A 20,756-nucleotide genomic window follows, 5' to 3' on the forward strand; every position below is an offset into this window, starting at 1 on the left:
TTGGGGGAGAACCGGGACGTCAATGGGGGGTCGCCGACGATTTCTCGGTGGAACGCTGGAGCGGTTTGAGCGCGCTGCGGGCGATGTTGGCGGCGTGGGTGCGGAGGTCGTCGAGCAGGAGGTAGAAGAGGGGGACGACGACGAGGGAGAGCACCGTCGAAACGATGAGGCCGCCGATCATGGCGCGGCCCATGGGCGAGTAGGGCATGCCGATCATCTGCGAGTTGCCGAGCGCCATGGGAATGAGGCCGCACACGGTGGTGGCACTCGTCATGAGGATGGGGCGGAGGCGTTGCTGGCCGGCTTGAACGAGCGCGTCGAGGCGCGCGACGCCGTCTTCACGCAGGCGATTGGTGAGGTCGACGAGCACGATGGCGTTGTTCACCACGACGCCGATGAGGATGACCATGCCGATCATGGCCATCATGTTCATTTCGGTGTCGGTGATGTAGAGCGCCCAATACACGCCGAGAAAGGAGAAGGGCACGGCGATGATGACCGCGAGCGGCAGGATGAAGGACTCGAACAGCACGCCCATGAGCAGGAACACGAAGGTGATCGAGAGGATCATGGCGAACTGCTGGGCGCGGTTGCTTTCCTCGAGCCGAACCCAGCGCAGCCCCTTGTCCCAGCGGTAACCGCGCGGCATCTGGAAGTCGGCCATGACGGAGTCGACCTGGCTGAGCACGCGCTGGTATTGCGGCATGGTGGTGCGGGCGGTGACGCTGAGGGTGGTGAGGCGGTTCTGGCGGGAGATCTGACCGAGCGTTTTTTCGACGTTCAGGGCGGCGACGGATTCGAGGGGCACTTCGCGGCCGTTTTCGGTGAAGAAGGTCATGGCCTTGAGGTCGTCGATGCGTTGGTCCTCGGCATCCTCCAGCTGCACCTGAATACGCACGTCGCGGCCGTCGGGAGCGTAGTAGCGGCCGACTTCCTGTCCGCGCATGGAGTAGGTGATGTTGCCGGAGACTTGGCGCGGATCGACGCCGAGTTCACGGGTGCGGTCGCGGTTGATGACAACCTGAAGCTCGTTGCCACCGCGTTCCATGGAGGTCTCGACGCCGAGCACGCCGTTGATGGAGCGCAGGCGTTCGGCGGCATCGTCCGCGAGGCTCATGAGTGTGCTGGTGTCCTCCCCGTAAAGGGTGATGGTGATGCGGCCCATGCCGCCGGTGTCGCCCCAGCGGCGGGTGCGAAACTCGATGCCGGGCGGGAGCACGAAATTCTTGCGGAAGTGCTCCTCGATTTCCGGCTTGGTCATGAAGGGCTTTTGCCGGCCCAGCTTGACCATGAGGTTGTGCCACACGACCTCATACCATTCGGAGGGTTCGTTGTCCTTGAAGCGGGCCTGGATCTGGCCGTTGGAGCGACCGTAGCGCGACTCGATGCTGGAGAAGTTGTAGGTGTCCTTGTTGGCCTGCAGGTAGGCCTCCACGCGATTCATGAAGGCGGTGGATTCTTCAAATTTGTTGCCGGTGGGCAGGTTGAAGAAGAAGCGGGCGGTGTTCTCCTCGTCGTTGCCGCCTTGCTGGCGCGACTGTTTCACCTGGCTTATCGGGATGGCGATGGTCGCGAAGGTGAGCAGGACGAGCAGCGCGGCTTCGACACGATGGCGCAGGGTCCATTGCAGGATGGTGGTGTAGTGGCGGCGCAACCACCCGATTGTTTTCGGTTCGGTGTGCCGGTGACCGCGGGAGAAGCGTTTGGAGGCGAGCGGCACGAACACCAGTGCGATGAAGAGCGAGGCGAGCAGCGAGCAGATGACGGGCATGCCGATGCGCAGCATCCAGAAGGAGAACTCGGCGTCGTCGCTCATGAGGATGAGCGGCAGGAACACGACCACGGTGGTGAGGGTGGCCATGGTGACAGCGAGCCCGACCTCACCGGCGCCGCCAATGGCCGAGGTGTCGGCGTCGAGTCCGCCCTGGCGTTTGCGGTAGATGTTTTCGGTGATGACGATGGCGTTGTCGACGACCAGGCCGACGCTGAGCAGCAGGCCCATCATGGTGGCGAGGTTGAGGGTCCAGCCCATGAAGTAGGTGACGACGAGCGTGCAGAGCAGCGACAGCGGGATGGCGAGGGTAAGAATGCCCGTCATGCGCGGCGCGCGCAGGAACGCGTAAATCACGAGGGCGGCGAAGAAGCCGCCCCAGAGGCCGGTGGACTTGAGGTTGTCGATCGATTCGCGGACGTGTTCGCCCTGATCCCAGAACACCTCGTAGCGCAGGCCGGCGAGTTGGGGGTCGGCGGCGAGTTCGCCGAGGGTGGCGCGGACACCGCGGGAGATTTGCTCGATGTTGCCGGTGGATTCGCGGGTGACCTCCATGCCGATGGCAGGGCGGCCGTCGATGCGGTAGGCCCACTCGCGCTCGCTGGAGCGGTAGTTGACGTCGGCGATGTCGCTGAGTTTGAGCCGGTGTTCCGGATCAACGATCAGGTCGCGCATTTCCTCGACGGTGCGCAGGCGGCCGAGGGAGCGGACGTAGACTTTGTTGCCGCCCTCCATGATCCAGCCGCTGGACAGGTCGAAGTTTTGATCGCGCAGGGTTTGGATGAGGTTGTTGGGGTTGACCCGATGGGAACGCAGGCGCTCCTCGATGAGATCGATGCGGATCTCCTTGTTTTCGACGCCCCAAGTGTCGACGTTGCCCACGCCCTCGACGCGTTGCACGGCGGGTTCGATCACGGTCTCGAGCACGTAGGCTTTGTCGGTGACCTGCTCCGGCAGATCGAGGATGAGATACATGATCGGGATGTCGTTCTCATCCCAACGGCGGAGCATGATGCGGTCGACGTCTTCGGGCATCTCGGGCATGAGCCGGTCCATACGGTCCTGCAAGGTCGCGTAGGCGAGCTGCATATCGACGTCGTTTTGAAAGGTGATGCGCGAGAAGGTGCGGCCGGAGTTGACGAAGCTGTTGAGCTCCTTGACGCCGCTGATGGTGCCGATGGCCTCCTCGATCGGGCGGGTGATCTTGTCCTCAATGTCGCGCGCGGAGGCGTTGGGGTAGTTGACGTGCACACCCAGGCTCTTGCCCTCCATGCCGGCGGGGAAGAGTTCGACGGGGATGCGGGTGTTGGCGATGTAGCCAACCACGAGGATGGCGCTCAGGATCATCAACACCGTCACCGGACGGGTGACGGAGAAGCGCGGCAAGGTGTAGGCGAGGGGTTCGCGGCGGCGCATGGTTTCGTGGTTGAAGGAGAAGGTTTAGGTTGAAGGAGATTCAGCGACTTTGCGGTGGCCGCCGAACTGGGCGTAGAGAGTCGGCACGATCACGAGCGTGAGCACGGTGGACAGGCTCAGACCGGCGATGACGGTGATGGCCATGGGCGTGCGAATCTCGGCGCCCTCACCGAGGCCGAGCGCCATGGGCGCGAGGCCGAGCACGGTGGTGAGGGTGGTCATGAGGATGGGGCGAAGGCGGGCGCGGCCGGCTTCGATGATGGCCTCGGTGCGTTCGACGCCACGGTCCTGCAAGGTGTTGATGTAGTCGATGAGCACGATGGCGTTGTTGACCACAATGCCGGCGAGGATGATGAGGCCGATGAAGACCATGATGCTCACGGAGATGCCGAAGGCCCACAGGGCGACGATGACGCCGATGAGGGCGAGTGGCACGGTCATCATGATGAGGAAGGGCTGAACGAGGGACTCGAACTGGCTCGCCATCACGATGTAGACGAGGAAGAGCGCGAGGGCGAAGGCGAGCAGCAGGCTGTTGATGGAGGTCTGCATCTCCTCGTTCTGGCCTGATACGGCGTAGTCGAAGCCGGTGGGGAAATCGATCTGCTCCATGACGGCGACGATTGTGCGCGAGACGGTCGCGAGGTCGGCATCGGCGAGGTTGGCGTAAATGACCGCGGTGCGGGTCTGGTCGATGCGGCGGATTTCGCTGGGGCCTTCGGAGACGCGCAGGTCGGCGACGGCGCTGAGCGGGATGGGGATGGCGCCGCCGGGATTCACGATGAGCTGGGAGAGCTCGGCGAGGCCCAGGCGGTCGTCCTCCTCCAGCCGCACGAGGATGTCGATGAGACGTTCCGCTTGGCGGTATTCGGTGGCGACGGAGCCCTGCACCTTGTTGCGCACCAGCTCGGCGACGGTGCGCAGGGAAAGACCGTATTCGGCGAGGCGATCGCGGTCGTAGATGATGCGAATCTCGGGGTTGCCCGACTGCAGGGAGGAACGCACATCGACGAGGCCGGGGATCTCGGCCAAACGACCCTCGGCGGTGCGGGACAGCGTTTTAAGGGTTTCGAGGTCGTGGCCGCGCACCTCGACTTCGATCGGGCTCTTGAAGGAGAACAAGGCCGGGTAGGTGACCTCGAGTTTGAGCTCGGGGAAGTCGCGGAACTGGTTGCGGATGCGCGTGATCACCGCGCTCTCGGTGTCGACGCCGGCTCCCTCGTGCAGGCGCACGGTGAGGCGGGCGGTGTGTTCGCCCGCTTCGGAAGCGCGGGTGGCATTGTCCTCGGCACCGGCGGTGAGGGCGGTGAGGGCGACATCGGGATCCTTGCGCACGGCCTCATCGATGAGGTTGGTCACCTCGTAAGTGCGCTCGAGCGGCGTGCCGACCGGCAGGGTGATGTCGAGGTTGAACTCGCCTTGGTGGACCTGGGGAATGAGTTCGCTGCCGAGGCGAGGCAACAGGACCAGCCACGCCGCGGCAAACAGCACCACCGCGGTGCTCAGCACGGCCCAGCGTTGGCGCAGGGCGGATCGCAGGATGGGCGCGTAGGCGTTTTGCAGGAGGTCGAAGCCGCGGTTGAAGCCGGCGAGCAGTGGGGTCACCAAGGGCTGGAGCACGAGGGTGCCGATGCGCACCACGAGCAACACGGTGGCCGCGAGCCACAGGGCAAGGGCTTGCAGGACGGCGCCGGCGATGCGGATGAGCAGCGTAAACGCATAGCGCAACAGGAGGAAGGGCAGCACCACGACGATGACGAGGAAGCGCAGTCCCTTAAAGAAGAGGTTGCGCCCGCGTTGCATCCAGGCGGCGAAGCTCGCCATGCTGGCGCCGAAGCTGGCGGCGGCTTGGAAACGCAGGATGCCGGGCCACACAAAATCGCCGCGGAAGGGGCCGCAGGTGTCGGCGGCGAGCCAGCCGGTGAGGCGCGACCAAAGAGAGGCGCCTGGTGCGGCCTTGCGTCCGAGCAACCCCAGCACGGGGCTCAGCGCGAGGGCCAGCAGGGAGATCAGAACTTTGGATACGACGGCCAGTGGCAGCAACAGCACCCGCAGCGTGCGCATGAGATAGAGACCGATGCCCGTGAGGGTGTCGCGGAAGCGTTGACCCCACGATTCGTTGGCGGTCGCGCGGGGGAACTGCAGGAAGGCTCCCTGGGCAATGGTTTCGGTCACCGCTTTGCTGCCGCCGGTGAAGTCGCGCGAGGCGAGCATCGGGATGAAGAAAAGGGCGGCGAAAAGTGACGCGAGTAGCGAAAAGACAACGGTGAGGGCCATGTCGCCGAAGACCTGGCCGGCGACGCCCTCAACGAAGACGATGGGGAAGAACACCGCAACGGTGGTGGCGGTGGAAGCGGTGACGGCCATGCCGACCTCGCTGACCCCGCGCACGACCGCGGTCTCGAGTGGGTCGCCCTCTTCGCGACAACGGAAGATGCTCTCGAGGACGACGATGGCGTTGTCGACGAGCATGCCCACGCCGAGGGCGAGGCCGCCGAGGGAAATGATGTTGAGCGAGACGCCGCTCATGAACATCGGCGCGAAGGTGGCGACGATGGAGACTGGGATGCAGACGCCGATGATGAGCGTCTGGCCGAGGTTGCGGAGGAAGACGAAGAGCACCGCGACCGCGATGATGGCGCCGAAGATGGCGTTGTTCTTCACCTCATCGATGGAGTTGCGGATGAAGATCGATTGGTCGGCGAGGGTTTGGATGGTGGCTTCCTCGGGGAGCTGGAAGGCAACGAAGTCGGTGTTGGCGCGATGACGCAGCACGCGTTGGGCTTCGGCTTGTTGCGCGGCGAAGGCGCCGCCGCGGCCGCCGCCGGGGCCGCCGCCGGGACCGCCACGACCGCCGCCGGATTGGGCTTTCTTCAGTTCATCCGGCGAGGGCGGAGGCATGCTGCCATCGGCCGGGAGCGTGGCGACGTAGGCCTGTTGCGCGGGCGTGCCGTAAACGGCCTCGGTCACGCGGCGGGCGACCTCGACGATGTTGGCGTCGGCCTCCTTGTAGATTTCGATTTCGATACTCTCGTGGCCATCGACCGCGGTGATCACCTCGCGGTCTTTGTGGTAACGGGAAACGGTGGCGATGTCGCTCAGGCGGATGTCGACCCCGTTTTGGCGGGTCACGATGAGCGCCTCGACGTCGTCGAGGGTCTGGAACTCGTTCATCGTGCGGATGAGGTATTCCGTCTGACCCTCGCGCAGGTTCCCGCCGGGGAGGTTCACGTTGCCCTGGTTGAGGCGCTGATTCACCTGGTTGATGTTCAGGTTGAGGGTGGAAAGGCGGGACTCATCGATGGCGACGAGGTAGAGCTCCTCAAGACCGCCCTTGATCTTGGCGGCGGCGACGCCCTCAAGCGCTTCGAGGCGGCGCTTGATGTCATACTCGGCGAGATATCGCAGGTCGTAGAGGGTCTGCGGGCCGGCGAGGCCGAGGCGCATGATCGGGTCGAGCGTCGGGTCGTAGCGCAGGAGCAGCGGACGCTCGGCGTCGTCGGGCAGGCGAACCTGGTCGACCTTTTCGCGGATTTCGGCGGCAGCGACGTTCATGTCGGTTTCCCATTGGAACTCGAGGATGACGTCGGACTGGCCGGCTTTGGAGATGGAGCTGATGGCGGTGAGGCCGGGCACGATGCCGAGCTCCTGTTCAAGGCGTTGCGAGATGGTGGTCTCGATTTCCTCCGGTGCGCTGCCGGGGTATTCGGTGCGCACGGTGAGCGATGGGTAGCTCATGTCGGGCATGAGCGTGAGCGCGAGTCGGTTGTAGGAGACCCAGCCGAACACGGCGACCGCCATCACCACCATGAGGATGGCGACGGGGCGGCGGGTGGTGAAGGCGAAGCGCGAGTCCTCGGGGCGGAAAGCGGACATGAAAAGTAGGAAGTCCGAAGTAAGAAGTAAGAAGGCGACGCGGGCCGCGGTTTAGTTGCCCGCCTGCGGGGCAGGTTTGGCGGCGGCGGGCTCGGCGGGTTTGGCTTCGCCTTCGGCGGGGGGCTTGCGCTGGCCGTCCCACTTGCGCTCGCCGTTGGGTGGGCCTTTGCGTTCACCATCCCATTTGCGTTCGCCCTCGGGGGGGGCGGGACGAGCGGCGGTGACGTTGGGATCAACGACTTTGACGGCGGCGCCGTCCTTGAGCCCGGCTTGGCCGAGGATGATGACCGGGTCGCCTGCGGAGAATCCCGAGCGGACCTCGATGGTCTCGGGGGTTTCGAAACCGGCATCGAGTTTGATGCGGACGGCTTTGTCGTCGCGCACGGTGTAGAGATATTGGGCGCCGCCGTCGTAGACGAGGGCGCGTTTGGGCACGAGCAGGGCGTTGGGTCGTTCTTCGGTGGTGATGGCGACCTTCACGAAGAGGCCGGGCAGGACCTCGCGGGTGGGGTTGCGCACGCCGACGGTGACTTTGAAGGTGCCGCTCTGCGGATCGATGACCGGACTGATGCGTTTCACCCAGGCGGAGTAGTTTTGGTCGGGAAGAAATTCCGAGGTGACGGTGGCGGGCTGGTCTTTCGCGACCTCGGTCAGGTAGCGGCCGGGCACGTAAACGACCGCGACCATGTCCTGCAGGGACACGAGGGAGAAGAGTTTGGTGCCGGTGCCGACGCGGGCGCCGACCTGAACTTCGCGTTCGGAAACCACGCCGTCGAAGGGCGCTTTGACGGTGGCATGGTCGAGGCGGATCTGGGCGCGTTCGAGGGCGAGACGGCGTTGGGTCAGGGTGTAGCGCGCGTTCTCGAATTCCTGTTGGTTGAGCAGGCCGCGTTTGAAGAGTTCCTCGTTGCGGGCGAAGTTGGACTCCTCGCGCTCGAGGTTGGCACGGGCCTCGTCCGCATCGACGCGCAGTTCGCGGTCGTCGATCTTGAGCAGCGGGTCACCGGCGTTGACGAAGTCGCCTTCCTCGACGAGCAGGGTCTCGACCTGGCCGGAGATCTGCGGGAAGAGCTCGACGTCGGATTCGGTTTCGAGGGTGGAGTTGAAGGACAGGGTCGCGGCGATGGGGCCGCGGGTGACCACGCTGGTTTGGACGGCCACGGCTTCCTCCTTGGCGCCGCCGCCCCATTGGCCCCAGCGGCCGGCGCCGGGAGGGCCGCCGGCAGGCTTGGCGTCGCCATCGGCGGGTTTGGCCTGATCGGTGGAAGCGGCCTTGCCGTCGGCTTCCTTTTTGCCACAGCCGGTGAAGGGCAGGGCGAGGGCCAGCGCGAGGAAGGCAGGAAAAATGAAACGACGGCGGCGGGGGCGGCCGGGGCAGGATTGGGCAAAGCGGGAGCGCACGAGAAGCTGGTGAAGTTGCGGGGAATGTGCGGCGGGCGCCGCAGCGTGGTTATTATACTCTTGTTGGGCCTGAATGTTGCGGGAGACGCGTGAAAAGGGCTTAGACAGTTAGATTTACGTGAACGAAGATGATGAGGTCGCGGAAAAAAGAGGTGCGGAGACCGGGGCGGTCCCCTGAATGACGTCGATGGCCGAAAAAAGTGACGAACTGCGCAAATTTGTTTCCCGCGTGCGTTTGGTGGGTGAGGCGGGGGGCGGCGCGGTGAAGGCTTTGGCGGGTTTTCGCAAAGGGCAGCACACGGTGCCGGACGCAGTGACGCCGGCGACGCGGGCCTTTTTTGCGCGCTTGTTGGACGACGCGTTGAGCGAGGAGGCCGAAGGGTGGTTTCAGCGGGCGCGGGCGGAGTTGGGTTACAAGCGCAAGGAGATCACGTTGGAGGTCACGAGCCCGGTGGCGGTGCTGACGGCGAAGGACTTTACCTTCGAATTGGACTACGCGCTCTGCGAGCGGGACCCGTCGCATTACGAAGGACGCCGCACCTTGCACGATCTACAGCCGGGGCGACTGGGCGCACCGGCGTTTGAAAACCTGTTCGCCGGCCAGTTTTCGGAGATCGCCTTTGATTTGAAGAAGGGGGTTTCGGTCGAGGCAGTGATCGACGCGGTGGAGGACCTCGACGGGGCGGGCGGGCTGCATGTCGACTATCCGTCGGACTACCGCGACTGCACGCTGCGGGTGGATGGGGTCGAGGCGGCGGTGATGTGCGACGGAGGGTCGCTGTCGATGGTTTTCACGGGGGCCGGCGCACCGATGGAGCTGGTCGAGGCGTTTGTGGCGGTGCGCCGCGCCTTCGCGCTGAGTAAGCGCAGCGCGCTGGCGGGGCTGTTGTAGGGTCGTGGCGCGCGGTCAGCGCTCGGGAAATAGGCCGCGGTAGACGGCGGTGGGTTCGCCGTCTGCGCCGCGCACGGCGAAGCCGCCTTTGTAGTCCCAGACGGTCCAGCCGAAGCCGGCCTTTTCGCAGAGCTCCACGTTGGCGCGGGTCCAGTTGATGGTGGATTGCGCGTCGGCGACCCGGAAAGTGCCGAACTCGGTGATGAGCACCTGCACGCCATGCTCTTTGGCCCAAGTCATGACCGGAGCATAATGCGCCGCGAGGGTGGAGCGGTCGAAGGTGAGGTGGCGGGGCGCGGCGGGGTCGGAACCCGTTTCGGCCAAAGGGCCTTCGGCGGGCACGGTGAACTCGCCGGGGAAGGTGATGGAGCCGGCCGGAATGTCCCTCAGCGGGGTCCACGGTGCGGCTTGGTGGGTGAAGAAGAACGGCTCGTAGGTGTGGAGGGCGTAGTGGACGTTGGGGTCGTCGAAGAGGCGCAGGTCGGGCACGGTTTGGAACTGGCCCCAGCGGTTGGAAGAAACGTAGAGGACGCGATCGGCGTCCACTTTGCGGATGGCGTCGACGAGCAATTGGTTGAGGATATTGAGGTCCTCATTCTTCGGCGCGACGGCTTCATTGAGCAGCTCGTAGCGCAGCCATGGGCCGACGTCGTGGTATTTGACGGCGATCTGGCGCCAGAGCGAAGCGGCAGCGGCGCGCAGTGCGGGGTCGGTCCAAAGCGCGTTGTCGGCCGCATCGTTGAGGAACTCGTTCCCCGGCAGGTAGTGCATATCGAGGATGACGCCGAGGTCATTGGCTTCGCACCATTTGAGGGCCTGGTCGAAGGGTTCGAGCAGTTCGTGGATGAGTTTGCCCTCCAGACTGATGAGGATGCGACCGTCGACCGGAATGCGCACGTGGTCGAAACCGTGTTCTGCGATCCACACGGCGTCCGCGGGGCTGAAGCGTTCGGAGGTGGCATATTTGCCGGGGGCGTGCTGGCCGAGCCAATGGCTGATGTTGACGCCCCTTTTAAAGGCCGGGGTTTGAGCGACGGCGGTGAGCGTGATGGTTGTGGCCAGCGCCACGGTGGCGAAAAAGCGCGGAGCGATCATGGGGTTCTGGAGTTGCGGGATGGAAAAAAAAGAACGGCGACCCCGCGAGGAGGCCGCCGTTCGGAAGGAAGAACGAAGCGAAACGACTCGCGGGGATCAGCCGAGCATGTCGGCGACCATCTCGCGCTCGCCGACGAGTTCGGCGTTGGTGGCGGCGAGTTTGCCTTGGGAGAACTCGTCGCTGAGATCGAGGTTGGTGATCACCTCATAGGAGCCCGGGGTGGTGGTCCGCACGGGCATGCCGGCCCAGACGTTGGGATCGAAGCCGTAGGCGCCCTCGGACTTCACGGCGACGGAGTGCACCTTGCCGGGGGTCATGAGGTCGCGCACGTGATCGACCAGCGCGTTGGCGGCGGAGGCGGCGGAGGAGAGGCCGCGGGCGGCGATGATGGCGGCGCCGCGCTTGCCGACGGTGGAGCAGAAGTCGCCCTCAAGGTAGGCCTGGTCGGCGATGACCTCGGTGGCCGGCTTGCCGCCGATGGTGGCGTGCTTGAAGGCCGGATACATGGACGGGCTGTGGTTGCCCCAGATGAAGATGTTCTCGACCGTGGTGAGGTCGACGCCGGCCTTCTGGGCGAGCTGGGCCTGGGCGCGGTTTTGATCGAGGCGCACCATGGCGGTGAAGCGATCGGCGGTGAGGCGCTTGGCCTTGGAGGCGGCGATCATGGTGTTGGTGTTGGCCGGGTTGCCGACCACGGCGACGCGGGCGTCCTCGGCGGCCACGCGGTCGATGATCTCGCCTTGGGCGGTGAAGATCACGCCGTTGCCCTTGAGCAGGTCGGCGCGCTCCATGCCGGGACCGCGGGGCTTGGCGCCGACGAGCAGCGACCAGTTGGCGTCCTTGAAGCCGGTCTCAGGGGCGTCGGTGAGGACCATGCCCTTGAGGAGCGGGAAGGCGCAGTCATCGAGTTCCATGGCGACACCCTCGAGGGCTTTCATGGCCTTCTCGTTGGGGATCTCGATGAGTTGAAGGATCACCGGTTGGTCCGGGCCAAACATGGCTCCGGAGGCGATGCGGAAAAGGAGGGCGTAGCCGATTTGACCGGCTGCACCAGTGACGGCGACTCGAATGGGTGATTTCATAGCAAGGACGGGTAGATAATCAGAATTGTGGGGCAAGGGACACGCACGAATTGTGAAAAGTTGAGCGTGGTTTTGGGTTTGGCGCGGGACGACGATCAGAGGAACGCGGCGGCCCAGCGCGGAATCTCGATCGGGCGGTCGTGCACGTGATCGGCGAGCAGGGCTTCGATCCACGGACGGGAACAGCGGCTGGCCATGACGCGCAGGAGCACGCGGTTGTCCTCGCGGTGGAGTTCGTAGCGTTCGATGGAGAGGTGCACGGGCTCGGTTTCGCCGTGAGGGGTGCCGGTGACCTTGATGCGACGTTGGCGGGAATCGAGTTCGAGGGACTCGACGGCGCCGTAGCGTGCAAGGTGTTGATTAAGCAGGCGGCGGGCGGTCTTGGCGGCGACGGTGTCTTTGAGGGCGCTGAACATGGACAACGGTAGGGAACGCCGGGAACGGGGTCGGTTCCCCGGAGCGATGGGAACGGGCGGAGAACCGCGGGGGTTTCCCGCGGTCGGTGCACGCGGCCGATCCACGTCCAGCTTCAACTTTTGACTCCATGAAGATCAATCACCTACGCCGCTACAGCGAACTGCTCACCCTGCTTTGGAAATACGGCCGCGCCGATTGGGTGCGGAAACTCGACGACAGTTTTTCGCCCGATCCGGGGCTGAAGCAGGCGGATGCGCAGAGCGCGCCGGCGCAATTGGCGGATGATTTGGAGGCGATGGGGCCGACCTATGTGAAGTTGGGTCAGGTGCTGGCCGGCCAGCCGGACATGTTGCCGCAAGCCTACGCGCAGGCGCTGAGTCGGCTGCAGGATGACGTGAAGCCTTTTCCGTTCAGCGAGGTTGAGGCCGTGGTTGAATCGGAGCTGGGGGTGCGCCTGTCGAAAGCCTTTGCCCAGTTTGACGAGAAGCCGTTGGCGGCGGCGTCGCTCGGGCAGGTGCACGTGGCGGCGCTGAGGGATGGCCGCAAGGTGGTGGTCAAGGTGCAGCGTCCGCAGATCCGCGAGCGGATCGCCGAAGACTTCGAGGTGTTGCAGGAAATCGCGGCTTTCATGGATGCCCATACGGAGATGGGGAAACAGTTTCGCTTTGAAGCGGTGCTGCAGGAGTTTCGCGAGACGATCAAACGGGAGCTGAACTATGAGCGGGAGGCACAGAATCTACGGGCGGTGGGTGAAAACCTGGCGCGTTTTGACCGAATATTGGTGCCGCAACCGATCGACGATTATTGCTCGCGCGGCGTGCTGACGATGGAGCGGGTCGAGGGGCGGAAGGTCACCGAACTCGGTTCATTGGCGGCGTTGGAGATGGAAATGGAGCCGGTCATCGAGCAGCTGTTCGAGAGCTATCTGCAGCAAGTGCTGATCGACGGGTTGTTCCACGCCGATCCGCATCCGGGTAACATCTTCATCACCCGGGACGGGCGCTTGGCGCTGCTCGATCTCGGCATGATCGGGTATGTTTCGCATCAGCAGCAGTCGCGTCTGCTCAAGGTCCTGCTGGGCGTGAGTGAGGGCCGGGGGGAGGAGGCGGCTGATGCTGTCATTGCGATGAGCGAACGCAACGAAGGGGCGCAACCGGTCGAGTTCCGGCGCGCGGTGGGCAAACTCGTTTCGCAACGCCATGAGCAGGATCTGGGCACCTTGGATGTGGGGCGCTCGCTCCTGGACCTGAGCAAGTTGGCGCGGGACAGCGGCCTGGTCGTGCCGAGCGAACTCACTTTGCTGGGCAAGACCCTGATGCAGCTTGAGGAAGTCGGACGCCTGCTGGAGCCCAACTTTAATCCGGCGGCATCGATCCGGCGTCACGCCGACCATCTTATGTCGAAGCGCATGAAGGCGGACATGGCGAAGGGCAACGTCTTCGCCGCCATGCTGGAGGCCAAGGAGTTCACCACCCAATTGCCGGCGCGTTTGAACCGCATCATGGATGTGGTGACGAACTCGGATCTGGAGGTGAAAGTGAAGGCGCTGGACGCGAAGTCCCTGCTGAGCGGCATGCACAAGATCGCCAATCGGATCACGGCCGGCATGGTGCTGGCGGCGCTCATCGTGGGCGCGGCGCTGATGATGCGGGTGGAGTCCTCGTTCACCCTGTGGGGTTACCCCGGACTCGCGATCCTGTGTTTTCTGGCGGCGTTTGCCGGCGGGGCTTACCTCGTGCTCAGCATTTTTGTGCAGGACTATCGGGATAACCGGGATCTCGACTCTCGGTAGACCCGACGCCACGGCGGGTCGCGTCGTCCGCCAGACGTCGGTCAATCAGTCAAAGCGCGGGGCGAGGGCGGCGTAGGTGTCACGCACCAGTTTTTCGGTGGTGGCCCAATCGATGCAGCCGTCGGTGATCGACACGCCGTAGCGCAGTTCGGTCTTGGGCTGGGGGAAGGATTGGCTGCCGGCCTCGAGGTTGGACTCGACCATGGCTCCGATGATGGAGGTGCTGCCGCTGGCGACCTGGGTCATGACTTCGCGCATCACATCCGGCTGCAATTCAGGTTTCTTGGCCGAATTGGCGTGGGAGCAATCAACCAAGATGGAAGGCAGCAAGCCGGCCTTTTGCAGGGTCGCCTCGGTTTCGGCGATGTGAGTGGGGGAATAGTTGGGCCCGTGGGAACCGCCGCGCAGGACGATGTGGCAGTTGGGATTGCCGCGGGTCACAACGGCCGAGGCTTTGCCGTCCACGCTCACGCCCATGAAGGTCTGCGGTTGGGAAGCGGCTTTGATCGCGTTGATGGCGGCGCCGAGCGTGCCGTCGGTGCCGTTCTTGAAGCCGAGCGGCATGGAAAGGCCGGAGGCCATTTGCCGGTGCGTTTGCGACTCCGTGGTGCGGGCGCCGATGGCAGACCAACAGATGAGGTCGGCGATGTATTGCGGCGTGATCGGGTCGAGCAACTCGGTCGCGGTCGGCAGGCCGAGGTCGAGCACCTCGCGGAGGAAGGAGCGGGCGGTGCGCAGGCCGGTTTCGATGTCGTGCGAACCATCGAGATGCGGATCCATGATGAGCCCCTTCCAGCCGACAGTGGTGCGCGGCTTTTCGAAGTAGACGCGCATGACCACGAGGATGCGGTCGGAGACCTCGGCGGCGAGAGCGGCAAGGCGACGGGCGTAGTCGCGGCCGGCTTCGAGGTCGTGGATCGAGCACGGGCCGATCACGAGGAGGAAACGCTTGTCCTCGGTGAAGATGACGCGGTGGATGTCCTGGCGCACGCGCGTGATGAAATCGGACTGGGTTTCCGTCTTGGGCAGATCGGCAAAGAGTTGAACGGGAGAGGGGAGTTCCCGTGTCTCGACGACATTGATATCAGACGTGCGTTGCATGAACCGGCCACGTTGGAGGAGTCGCGGGCCTCGGGGCAAGACTGCGCGTGGGCGGAACGCGTGGTGGCGGGGAGGCCGAAGCTAAGCTTGGCGGGTCGAGAAATCCGGATAAAAAGTTGGCCGGCCACCTACCCCTAAGTGACCGGCCATTTGCTTTCTTAGTTACCCCAAAACTCCCGCTAGGCGGGAGAAGTAGAAATCTGATGTTGCGAACAGAAGCGATCCGGCGACCTTCGTCAACAAAAGTTTCCAAAAACTTTCAAGAAACATCATAAGTTACTCATATCATGAATGATAAAGAACGTGATCATTTTGCAATAAACCCGATTTGGGCTCCGATCCCCTGGGCTTGTGTCGTGAATGTGAGTGGCGAGGACGCGGCGGAATTCCTGCAGGGACAGTTTTCGCAGGACCTGCGTGACCTGCAGGCGGACGGTGTGGCGTATGGTTTCTGGCTTACGCGCACCGGGAAGGTGCAGGGGGATGCGTGGGTGGTGGCGGGGGCTGAAGGCGACTTCGTGGTTTTGAGCCGTTCGATGCCGGCGGCGGAGCTCATGGCGCGGTTTGAGCATCACATCATTGCGGATGAGGTGTATCTTGAGGACGTCACGGCTGGCTGGGAGGCGAGTTGGTGGGCGGGCGAAGGCGTGGTGGCGGCGCTTGATGCGGAGCGTGCGAAGTGGAGCGGAGGCGAGGGCTGGATTTTGCCGGAGCTGCCCGGGCTTCCCGGTGGCAGCGCCTACCGTATCGCTCGTGCGAAACCGGCAGGCGGCGAGGCGGAACAGGTGGATGCGATGGAACTGGAGCGACGGAGGATCGGTGTCGGTTTGGGGCAGGTTCCGGCGGACGTCGGCGCGGATGATTTGCCGCAGGAAGGTGGATTGGCGTTGAGTGGAGTGAGCTTTAACAAGGGTTGCTATCTGGGCCAGGAGGTCATGGCGCGCGTGCAGACAACGGGTCGGGTGCGGCGGCGACTGGTGAAGGTGCGGGGTGAGGGAACCGCGCCGACGGAGTCGGTGGAGCCGCTGTTCGTGGGCGACCGCGAAGTCGGGACGCTGCGCTCGCGCGTCGGGCTGCCGGACGGAGCTTGGATCGGACTGGCGATGGTCGGGCCGGCGTTGGCGGAGCTCAGTGAAGGCGCGCTTCATTTGGGCGCGGCAGATGGTCCGATGGTGCGGTGGACGGCCTGACCAGTTGCGGCGTTGACCCTTTTGAGGGGGAGCGGCATGCCCCGAGGAAATGATGCGTGAAAAGGTTGTCGCCCTCTTTGAGCAAAATTTCGGTCGTGCGCCGCGTGCCGTGTGTCGGGCGCCGGGCCGAATCGAGTTCATCGGCAACCACACGGACTATAACGGTGGCGTGGTCATGGGAGCAGCGATCGATCGCGGACTGTGGGTGGCCGTCGCGCCGCGCCCGGATGGGTTGCGGCGGTATTGCAGTGATCTCGGCGCCGGTGTCGTGATCGAGCAGCGCGGGGCGCTGGCGCGAACAGCAGGCGCCGACAGCTGGACCAATTATCCCAACGGCGTGCTGGCGGGGATGCCGGAGTTTGGTGTCGTGGCCCCGGATGGATTCGATTTTGCGGTGGTCTCGGATCTGCCCACGGGCGCGGGTTTGAGCAGCAGTGCGGCGATTGAGCTGGCTGCGGGATTGGCATTTCTGGCGCTGGCCGAGGCGGAGTTGCCCCGGGAGGAGTTGGTGAGACTCGGTCGATGGGCGGAGAACAATTTTGTGGGGGTGCCGTGTGGCATCCTCGACCAAGGGGTATCTGGTTTCGGGCGCCGCGACAGTTTGGTGCACATTGATTGTGCTGAGCTTTCATTTTCGACGGTGCCGATGCCAGCGGACGCGCATTTCTGGATCTTTAACACGCCGGCGGAACACGCCTTGGTCGATGGTGCTTACGCCGCGCGACACCGGGAATGTATGCAGGCGGCCGAGGTGCTCGGGGTTTCGCTTCTGGCGGAATCGAATCTGGCGGCGTTGGTGGCCGTCGAAGGCAAAATGGCTGCCACCGCGTTTAAGCGCGCTCGGCACGTCTTGTCGGAGATTGAGCGGGTGAAGGGAGTGCAGGCGGCGCTGGCGGCGGGCGACATGGCGGCGGTGGGAAAGCACCTGACGTCGTCTCACCGCAGCTCGCAGCACGATTTTGAGAACAGCACCGCACAATTGGATGATCTGGTGAATCGCTTGACTGTGCGGTCGGGCGTATGGGGAGCACGTCTGACCGGCGGCGGTTTTGGCGGCGCGGTGATGGCCTTGACGGACGCCAGCTTTAATGAAGAGGCGGCGCAGGCAGTATCGGCGGAATTTGCGGCGCGCTGGGGCGAACCCTCGGCGGCGTTGCACCTGTTGACCGGGGACGGAGCGGAGCGGATCAGTTGAGCGGCAAGGAGCCGAGTGGGCCGAAGTCGATGGCTTGTTGGGAGGCTTTGATGGAGCGCACTTGCGGTTCGGCGCATGCGAGCACGATCCAGCTGCCGGAGCGAATGGTTTGGCCTCTGCCGGTAATTTCGCGAATGGCGGCGTGCAGCAACGATCCAGTGTTTGCGGCGTTCAAGAGTTGGTTGGCGGTCACCGAGTCCAGGCTGAAGGACTCGAACGACTGGCTGGTGCCCGATTGGCTGCCGGTGAGGCGGAGGTTTAAAGCGACGTCGTCGCGGACGCTGGCGGTGGGGCGGCCGGAAGAGATGACAAACGGTGCAACGGCGGCGACGGCGTCGCGGGCTTGGTCGGCAGTGAGGGCTTCGTAGCCGAGGTCGACCGCGACTTGGAATCCGATTGCCGGGGTCAGTAGGCCGGCGCCGATTTGATCCTCGGGGGGCAGGCGGCCCCAAGCGACAGGGCTCTCTGGGGATGCCGGCGGGCGCACGAAATAGCGCGCGGCGCCGGTTGCGGGTGGGTGAACGCGGCGTTGCACGGCATAGGCTTCGGCGAGGGAGGCTTCCGGTGCGAGCGAAGTAAAGTTGGCGGAGTCCTCGCCTGCTCGGAGGTGTCGCGCGTAATCACGCACGGCCCGGGAATCGAGGTGTCCGTTGCTTTCGAGCCAGGTGCTGAGGCGCGTTTTCCAGGCATCGACCGGGTGTCCGGTGGGGCGAACGCCGAACCCGTGTCCCCCTTCCTGGAACAGGTGAACTTCGGCGGGAACGCCGGCGCGTTTGAGGGCGAGCGCGAGGTAAAGCGAGTTCTGCACCCAGTCGTCGAAGGCGTGGGTGATGAACATGGGCGGGGTGGCGGTGGGGCTGAGCTTGGAACGTAGCTCCTCTTTGAGACCGAGGGGCTCGCGCTGCAGAAGTCCGCCGGCGTAGACCATGACCGCGTAGTCAGGTCGGGTGTTCTGTTGGTCGGCTTCGTCGACGCTGGGGTAGTGAAGCGTGTCGTAGTGGGTGGAGAGCCAAGCGGCAATCTCACCGCCGGCCGAGAAGCCAATGATGCCGACATCGGACGGATCGATGCCGTAGGTGGCAGCGTGGGCGCGAATGAGGGCCATGGCGCGCTGGGCATCCTGAAGACCGAGTTCCACTGGCGCGGGGACGCGGTATTTGAGCACGAAGGCGGTGACGCCGCGTGAACGGAGCCAATCGGCGACCTCGTAGCCCTCATGCTCAATGGCGAGGCGTTGGAGTCCACCGCCCGGGAGGACGAGCATGGCGGCCCCGGTGGCGACATCGGGCGCGGGTTGGAAGACGGCGAGGGTGGGAACCGAAATGTCCGTGAGCTGGAAAAACGGGCGTGGACGCCCCGTGAGCACGTGTTCCGGTTGCTCCAGCGTGCGGTTTTCGCCGGGGGCGGTGCCGCCGGGCCAGATGTTGAACGTCTCGTCGGCGGCCGGCGTGGCGGAGAGCGGGGGAATTGGCAAGGCGAGCGCGGCCAACAGGCACGCGGCCGCGCGGCGGGGTAGGGTTCGGGGAATCATCGGCCGGAGGGGTTCGGCCGAAACTGGCCGCGTCTCACCAAATGACCAAGAGCTGGTCGAGGTAGGCGTTGAACGGGATGTAACCGCCCAGGAGGTAAAGGGCGGCAGCGATGGCCAACATCGGGCCAAAAGGAACGTGGGCGCCGAATCCGACCTCAGTTTCCTCGCCCTCAGGGGTTTCAGCCCGGAGCGCGGCTGCGTGGGGCTTGCGGGTGATTGCTTGGATGCCCAAAGCGATCGCGAACCAGATCGTGCCAACGATGGCGCCGCCGAACATGGCGAAGACAGCGCCCTTCCAGCCGAGAAATGCACCGATGAGGCCCATAAATTTCACATCGCCGAAGCCCATGGCCTCTTTTTTGAGCAGCGCCTCGGCGATCAAGGCGATCCACAGGATGAGGCCGGAACCGACAAACACCCCGACGACCGAGTGGGTTGCCGACCGCATGGCGTTGAGCAAGAACATGGGCGAGTCGGTGGCGCCATGCAGGGCCGGGATGAGGAAGGAAACCATGACGCCGACCACCGTGCCGCCGATCGTGATCCCATCGGGGATGATCATGTGGTCGAGGTCGACGAAGGTGGCTGGAATGAGCATGGCCAGCAGCAGGCAACCGGCGATCGCGACCAACGGTGGATGCATGAGCCAGCAAACCAGAAAGGTTGCGCCGGTCAGGGCTTCGATCGCCGGATAACGAAACGAATAACGGGCGCCACAGCAGCGGGCCCGACCACGGAGGATGAACCAGCTTAGGATGGGAAGATTATCATACCAACGAATGGGCTGGCCGCAGGCGCAGTGGGAGGGAGGCGAGACAATGGATTCGTTCTTTGGCACGCGGTAGATCACCACGTTGAGAAAGCTTCCGATCATGGCCCCGAAGATGAAGGCAAAGGCTGGGAACAGCGCCGGGAAGAAGGCATCAATTTCCTGCAGCGATTGAAGCATGGGCGAGCCGGGGAGTTTTGAGCGCTTGGCGCTGACGGCCGGCGCGGCGGAGAACTCGCCGGAGCCGGTCTGGGTCTTAGAAACCGGGTTCGGCCGGGATGACGCCGACGACCTTGATCTCGATGGGGCCAACCTCGGAAGTGAGGCCGAGGTTTTCGCGGTAGATGTCGGTGATTTCCTGTGTCAGGTAACCTTGAATCGCATCCAGCTTGGCCTCGGGACGGATTTTTAGGCGCAGGTGGGTGGTGAAACGTTCCTGGCGAATCTTGATGGAGGCGCGAGCGGAGGCGACGCCCTTCACCTGTTCGCAGCATGCCTCGACCATTCGATGCAGCGCGCGACGGGAGATCAGGAGCTGGCCGGATTCGTTGGATGCCAGCGGGAGCGCGCGGGGTTGGCGCAGCAGGAGCAACACGAGAAGCAACGCAAGTCCGCCACCAATGACGATGGTGAGGACGGGCAAGGTGGTGAAGTATTCGATGATGGCGCTCACGGTGAAGGATGGTAGGGCGATGGTCGGCTCGCTCAGTCGTTGGTGCTGGCCTCGGGCCAGAGATCGTCGTCGGCCGGACCTTTATCGGAAGGGAGGCGGACACCTTCGATGATCACGTCGACTTTGCGCACATCCTTGCCGGTCATGGCGATCACCTGTTTGCGGACGTCGAGTTGGACCTCGTAGGCCGTGCGCCCGATCTCGGAGCCGTAGGCCACGATGAGGCGCACCTCGATGTCGTATTCGTTGTTTTCGTTCTCGAGCACGCGGACGCCGCGGTGGTCGGCTTCCTTTTTGGTGAAGATCTCACCGATGCCGTCGACGATGCCGCCGCCTACGCCGGCGACCCCTTTTACCTGCAGGGCGGCGAGACGCACGATGCCCGCGATCACGTTGTGGTTGATCTTGATGTCACCCAGATCGGGCTGGTCGTCGTAGCGCGGGGGCGTGGGAAATTCCTGAGAGTGCATGGTCGGGGGCAGCTAAGGCGGCGGGACGAAGCGTTGCAAGGCTCCCGATGGCCGCCCGTGCACGGGCAAAGAAAAACCGCCCGA

The 20,756-nt window shown here is 64.3% G+C and carries 15 protein-coding genes; 4 read left to right on the forward strand and 11 right to left on the reverse strand.

Translation table 11 applies throughout. The features are described from left to right. Positions 1 to 19: 19 nt before the first annotated feature. From AC0MRV_RS09500 to AC0MRV_RS09510, 3 genes are read right to left on the reverse strand one after another with little or no spacing between them, the layout of a single operon-like run. Complete coding sequence (locus tag AC0MRV_RS09500; RefSeq protein ID WP_472764228.1) at positions 20 to 3,187, reverse strand: efflux RND transporter permease subunit; 3,168 nt, start codon at positions 3,185 to 3,187, stop codon at positions 20 to 22. A gap of 24 nt (positions 3,188 to 3,211) precedes the next feature. After that, a complete protein-coding gene (locus AC0MRV_RS09505; RefSeq protein ID WP_472764229.1) occupies positions 3,212 to 7,063 on the reverse strand; it encodes an efflux RND transporter permease subunit in 3,852 nt (1,283 codons plus the stop codon). A 51-nt stretch (positions 7,064 to 7,114) separates the two neighbouring features. Next, positions 7,115 to 8,464 (reverse strand): efflux RND transporter periplasmic adaptor subunit, encoded by a 1,350-nt coding sequence (locus tag AC0MRV_RS09510; RefSeq protein ID WP_472764230.1) that lies wholly within the window; start codon positions 8,462 to 8,464, stop codon positions 7,115 to 7,117. A 187-nt stretch (positions 8,465 to 8,651) separates the two neighbouring features. Here AC0MRV_RS09510 and AC0MRV_RS09515 point away from each other — a divergent pair, with 187 nt between their 5' ends. Beyond that, positions 8,652 to 9,356 (forward strand): hypothetical protein, encoded by a 705-nt coding sequence (locus AC0MRV_RS09515; RefSeq protein ID WP_472764231.1) that lies wholly within the window; start codon positions 8,652 to 8,654, stop codon positions 9,354 to 9,356. Positions 9,357 to 9,371: 15 nt separating this feature from the next. Here the strand turns inward: AC0MRV_RS09515 and AC0MRV_RS09520 are convergent, their stop codons facing one another. The 3 genes from AC0MRV_RS09520 to AC0MRV_RS09530 all read right to left on the reverse strand — a co-directional run bounded on the left by AC0MRV_RS09520 (position 9,372) and on the right by AC0MRV_RS09530 (position 11,950). Next, positions 9,372 to 10,451: a glycoside hydrolase family 5 protein gene (locus AC0MRV_RS09520; RefSeq protein WP_472764232.1), complete on the reverse strand. Its 1,080-nt coding sequence runs from the start codon at positions 10,449 to 10,451 to the stop codon at positions 9,372 to 9,374. Positions 10,452 to 10,547: 96 nt separating this feature from the next. Then, entirely contained in the window at positions 10,548 to 11,534 is a 987-nt protein-coding gene (locus tag AC0MRV_RS09525; protein ID WP_472764233.1) for a malate dehydrogenase, read from the reverse strand. Between the two features lie 95 nt (positions 11,535 to 11,629). Then, positions 11,630 to 11,950 (reverse strand): hypothetical protein, encoded by a 321-nt coding sequence (locus AC0MRV_RS09530; protein WP_472764234.1) that lies wholly within the window; start codon positions 11,948 to 11,950, stop codon positions 11,630 to 11,632. A gap of 128 nt (positions 11,951 to 12,078) precedes the next feature. Here AC0MRV_RS09530 and AC0MRV_RS09535 point away from each other — a divergent pair, with 128 nt between their 5' ends. After that, positions 12,079 to 13,743, forward strand: a complete 1,665-nt coding sequence (locus AC0MRV_RS09535) for an ABC1 kinase family protein (protein WP_472764235.1) — start codon at positions 12,079 to 12,081, stop codon at positions 13,741 to 13,743. A gap of 45 nt (positions 13,744 to 13,788) precedes the next feature. Here AC0MRV_RS09535 and AC0MRV_RS09540 read toward each other — a convergent pair whose 3' ends face one another. After that, positions 13,789 to 14,844: a 3-deoxy-7-phosphoheptulonate synthase gene (locus AC0MRV_RS09540; RefSeq protein ID WP_472764236.1), complete on the reverse strand. Its 1,056-nt coding sequence runs from the start codon at positions 14,842 to 14,844 to the stop codon at positions 13,789 to 13,791. Positions 14,845 to 15,131: 287 nt separating this feature from the next. Between AC0MRV_RS09540 and ygfZ the strand changes: the two genes are divergently transcribed. Both ygfZ and galK read left to right on the forward strand, forming a co-directional pair. Next, positions 15,132 to 16,034, forward strand: a complete 903-nt coding sequence (ygfZ, locus tag AC0MRV_RS09545; protein ID WP_472764237.1) for a CAF17-like 4Fe-4S cluster assembly/insertion protein YgfZ — start codon at positions 15,132 to 15,134, stop codon at positions 16,032 to 16,034. 49 nt (positions 16,035 to 16,083) lie between these two features. Continuing rightward, entirely contained in the window at positions 16,084 to 17,229 is a 1,146-nt protein-coding gene (galK, locus tag AC0MRV_RS09550) for a galactokinase (protein WP_472764238.1), read from the forward strand. Here the strand turns inward: galK and AC0MRV_RS09555 are convergent. The 4 genes from AC0MRV_RS09555 to AC0MRV_RS09570 form a co-directional block, all read right to left on the reverse strand. Beyond that, complete coding sequence (locus tag AC0MRV_RS09555) at positions 17,222 to 18,760, reverse strand: alpha/beta hydrolase fold domain-containing protein (RefSeq protein ID WP_472764239.1); 1,539 nt, start codon at positions 18,758 to 18,760, stop codon at positions 17,222 to 17,224. The two genes, galK and AC0MRV_RS09555, sit on opposite strands and share 8 nt — an antisense overlap. 34 nt (positions 18,761 to 18,794) lie before the next feature. After that, entirely contained in the window at positions 18,795 to 19,709 is a 915-nt protein-coding gene (locus AC0MRV_RS09560) for a prepilin peptidase (RefSeq protein ID WP_472764240.1), read from the reverse strand. Between the two features lie 76 nt (positions 19,710 to 19,785). Further along, positions 19,786 to 20,202 carry a DUF6286 domain-containing protein gene (locus tag AC0MRV_RS09565; RefSeq protein WP_472764241.1) on the reverse strand — a complete coding sequence of 139 codons (417 nt, stop codon included), beginning with the start codon at positions 20,200 to 20,202 and terminating at the stop codon, positions 19,786 to 19,788. A gap of 32 nt (positions 20,203 to 20,234) precedes the next feature. Further along, positions 20,235 to 20,672, reverse strand: coding sequence for an Asp23/Gls24 family envelope stress response protein (locus AC0MRV_RS09570; RefSeq protein ID WP_472764242.1), 438 nt, complete (start codon positions 20,670 to 20,672; stop codon positions 20,235 to 20,237). Between the last annotated feature and the right edge of the window lie 84 nt (positions 20,673 to 20,756).

Source organism: Actomonas spartinae, assembly GCF_051209155.1.
GTDB lineage: Bacteria > Verrucomicrobiota > Verrucomicrobiia > Opitutales > Opitutaceae > Actomonas.

What these genes read in the sequence shown, in the direction of transcription:
- AC0MRV_RS09500 (WP_472764228.1), bottom strand. Translation starts at nt 3,187, where the DNA reads ATGCGCCGCCGCGAACCCCTCGCCTACACCTTGCCGCGCTTCTCCGTC.
- AC0MRV_RS09505 (WP_472764229.1), bottom strand. Translation starts at nt 7,063, where the DNA reads ATGTCCGCTTTCCGCCCCGAGGACTCGCGCTTCGCCTTCACCACCCGC.
- AC0MRV_RS09515 (WP_472764231.1), top strand. Translation starts at nt 8,652, where the DNA reads ATGGCCGAAAAAAGTGACGAACTGCGCAAATTTGTTTCCCGCGTGCGT.
- AC0MRV_RS09520 (WP_472764232.1), bottom strand. Translation starts at nt 10,451, where the DNA reads ATGATCGCTCCGCGCTTTTTCGCCACCGTGGCGCTGGCCACAACCATC.
- AC0MRV_RS09525 (WP_472764233.1), bottom strand. Translation starts at nt 11,534, where the DNA reads ATGAAATCACCCATTCGAGTCGCCGTCACTGGTGCAGCCGGTCAAATC.
- AC0MRV_RS09530 (WP_472764234.1), bottom strand. Translation starts at nt 11,950, where the DNA reads ATGTTCAGCGCCCTCAAAGACACCGTCGCCGCCAAGACCGCCCGCCGC.
- AC0MRV_RS09535 (WP_472764235.1), top strand. Translation starts at nt 12,079, where the DNA reads ATGAAGATCAATCACCTACGCCGCTACAGCGAACTGCTCACCCTGCTT.
- AC0MRV_RS09540 (WP_472764236.1), bottom strand. Translation starts at nt 14,844, where the DNA reads ATGCAACGCACGTCTGATATCAATGTCGTCGAGACACGGGAACTCCCC.
- ygfZ (WP_472764237.1), top strand. Translation starts at nt 15,132, where the DNA reads ATGAATGATAAAGAACGTGATCATTTTGCAATAAACCCGATTTGGGCT.
- galK (WP_472764238.1), top strand. Translation starts at nt 16,084, where the DNA reads ATGATGCGTGAAAAGGTTGTCGCCCTCTTTGAGCAAAATTTCGGTCGT.
- AC0MRV_RS09555 (WP_472764239.1), bottom strand. Translation starts at nt 18,760, where the DNA reads ATGATTCCCCGAACCCTACCCCGCCGCGCGGCCGCGTGCCTGTTGGCC.
- AC0MRV_RS09560 (WP_472764240.1), bottom strand. Translation starts at nt 19,709, where the DNA reads ATGCTTCAATCGCTGCAGGAAATTGATGCCTTCTTCCCGGCGCTGTTC.
- AC0MRV_RS09570 (WP_472764242.1), bottom strand. Translation starts at nt 20,672, where the DNA reads ATGCACTCTCAGGAATTTCCCACGCCCCCGCGCTACGACGACCAGCCC.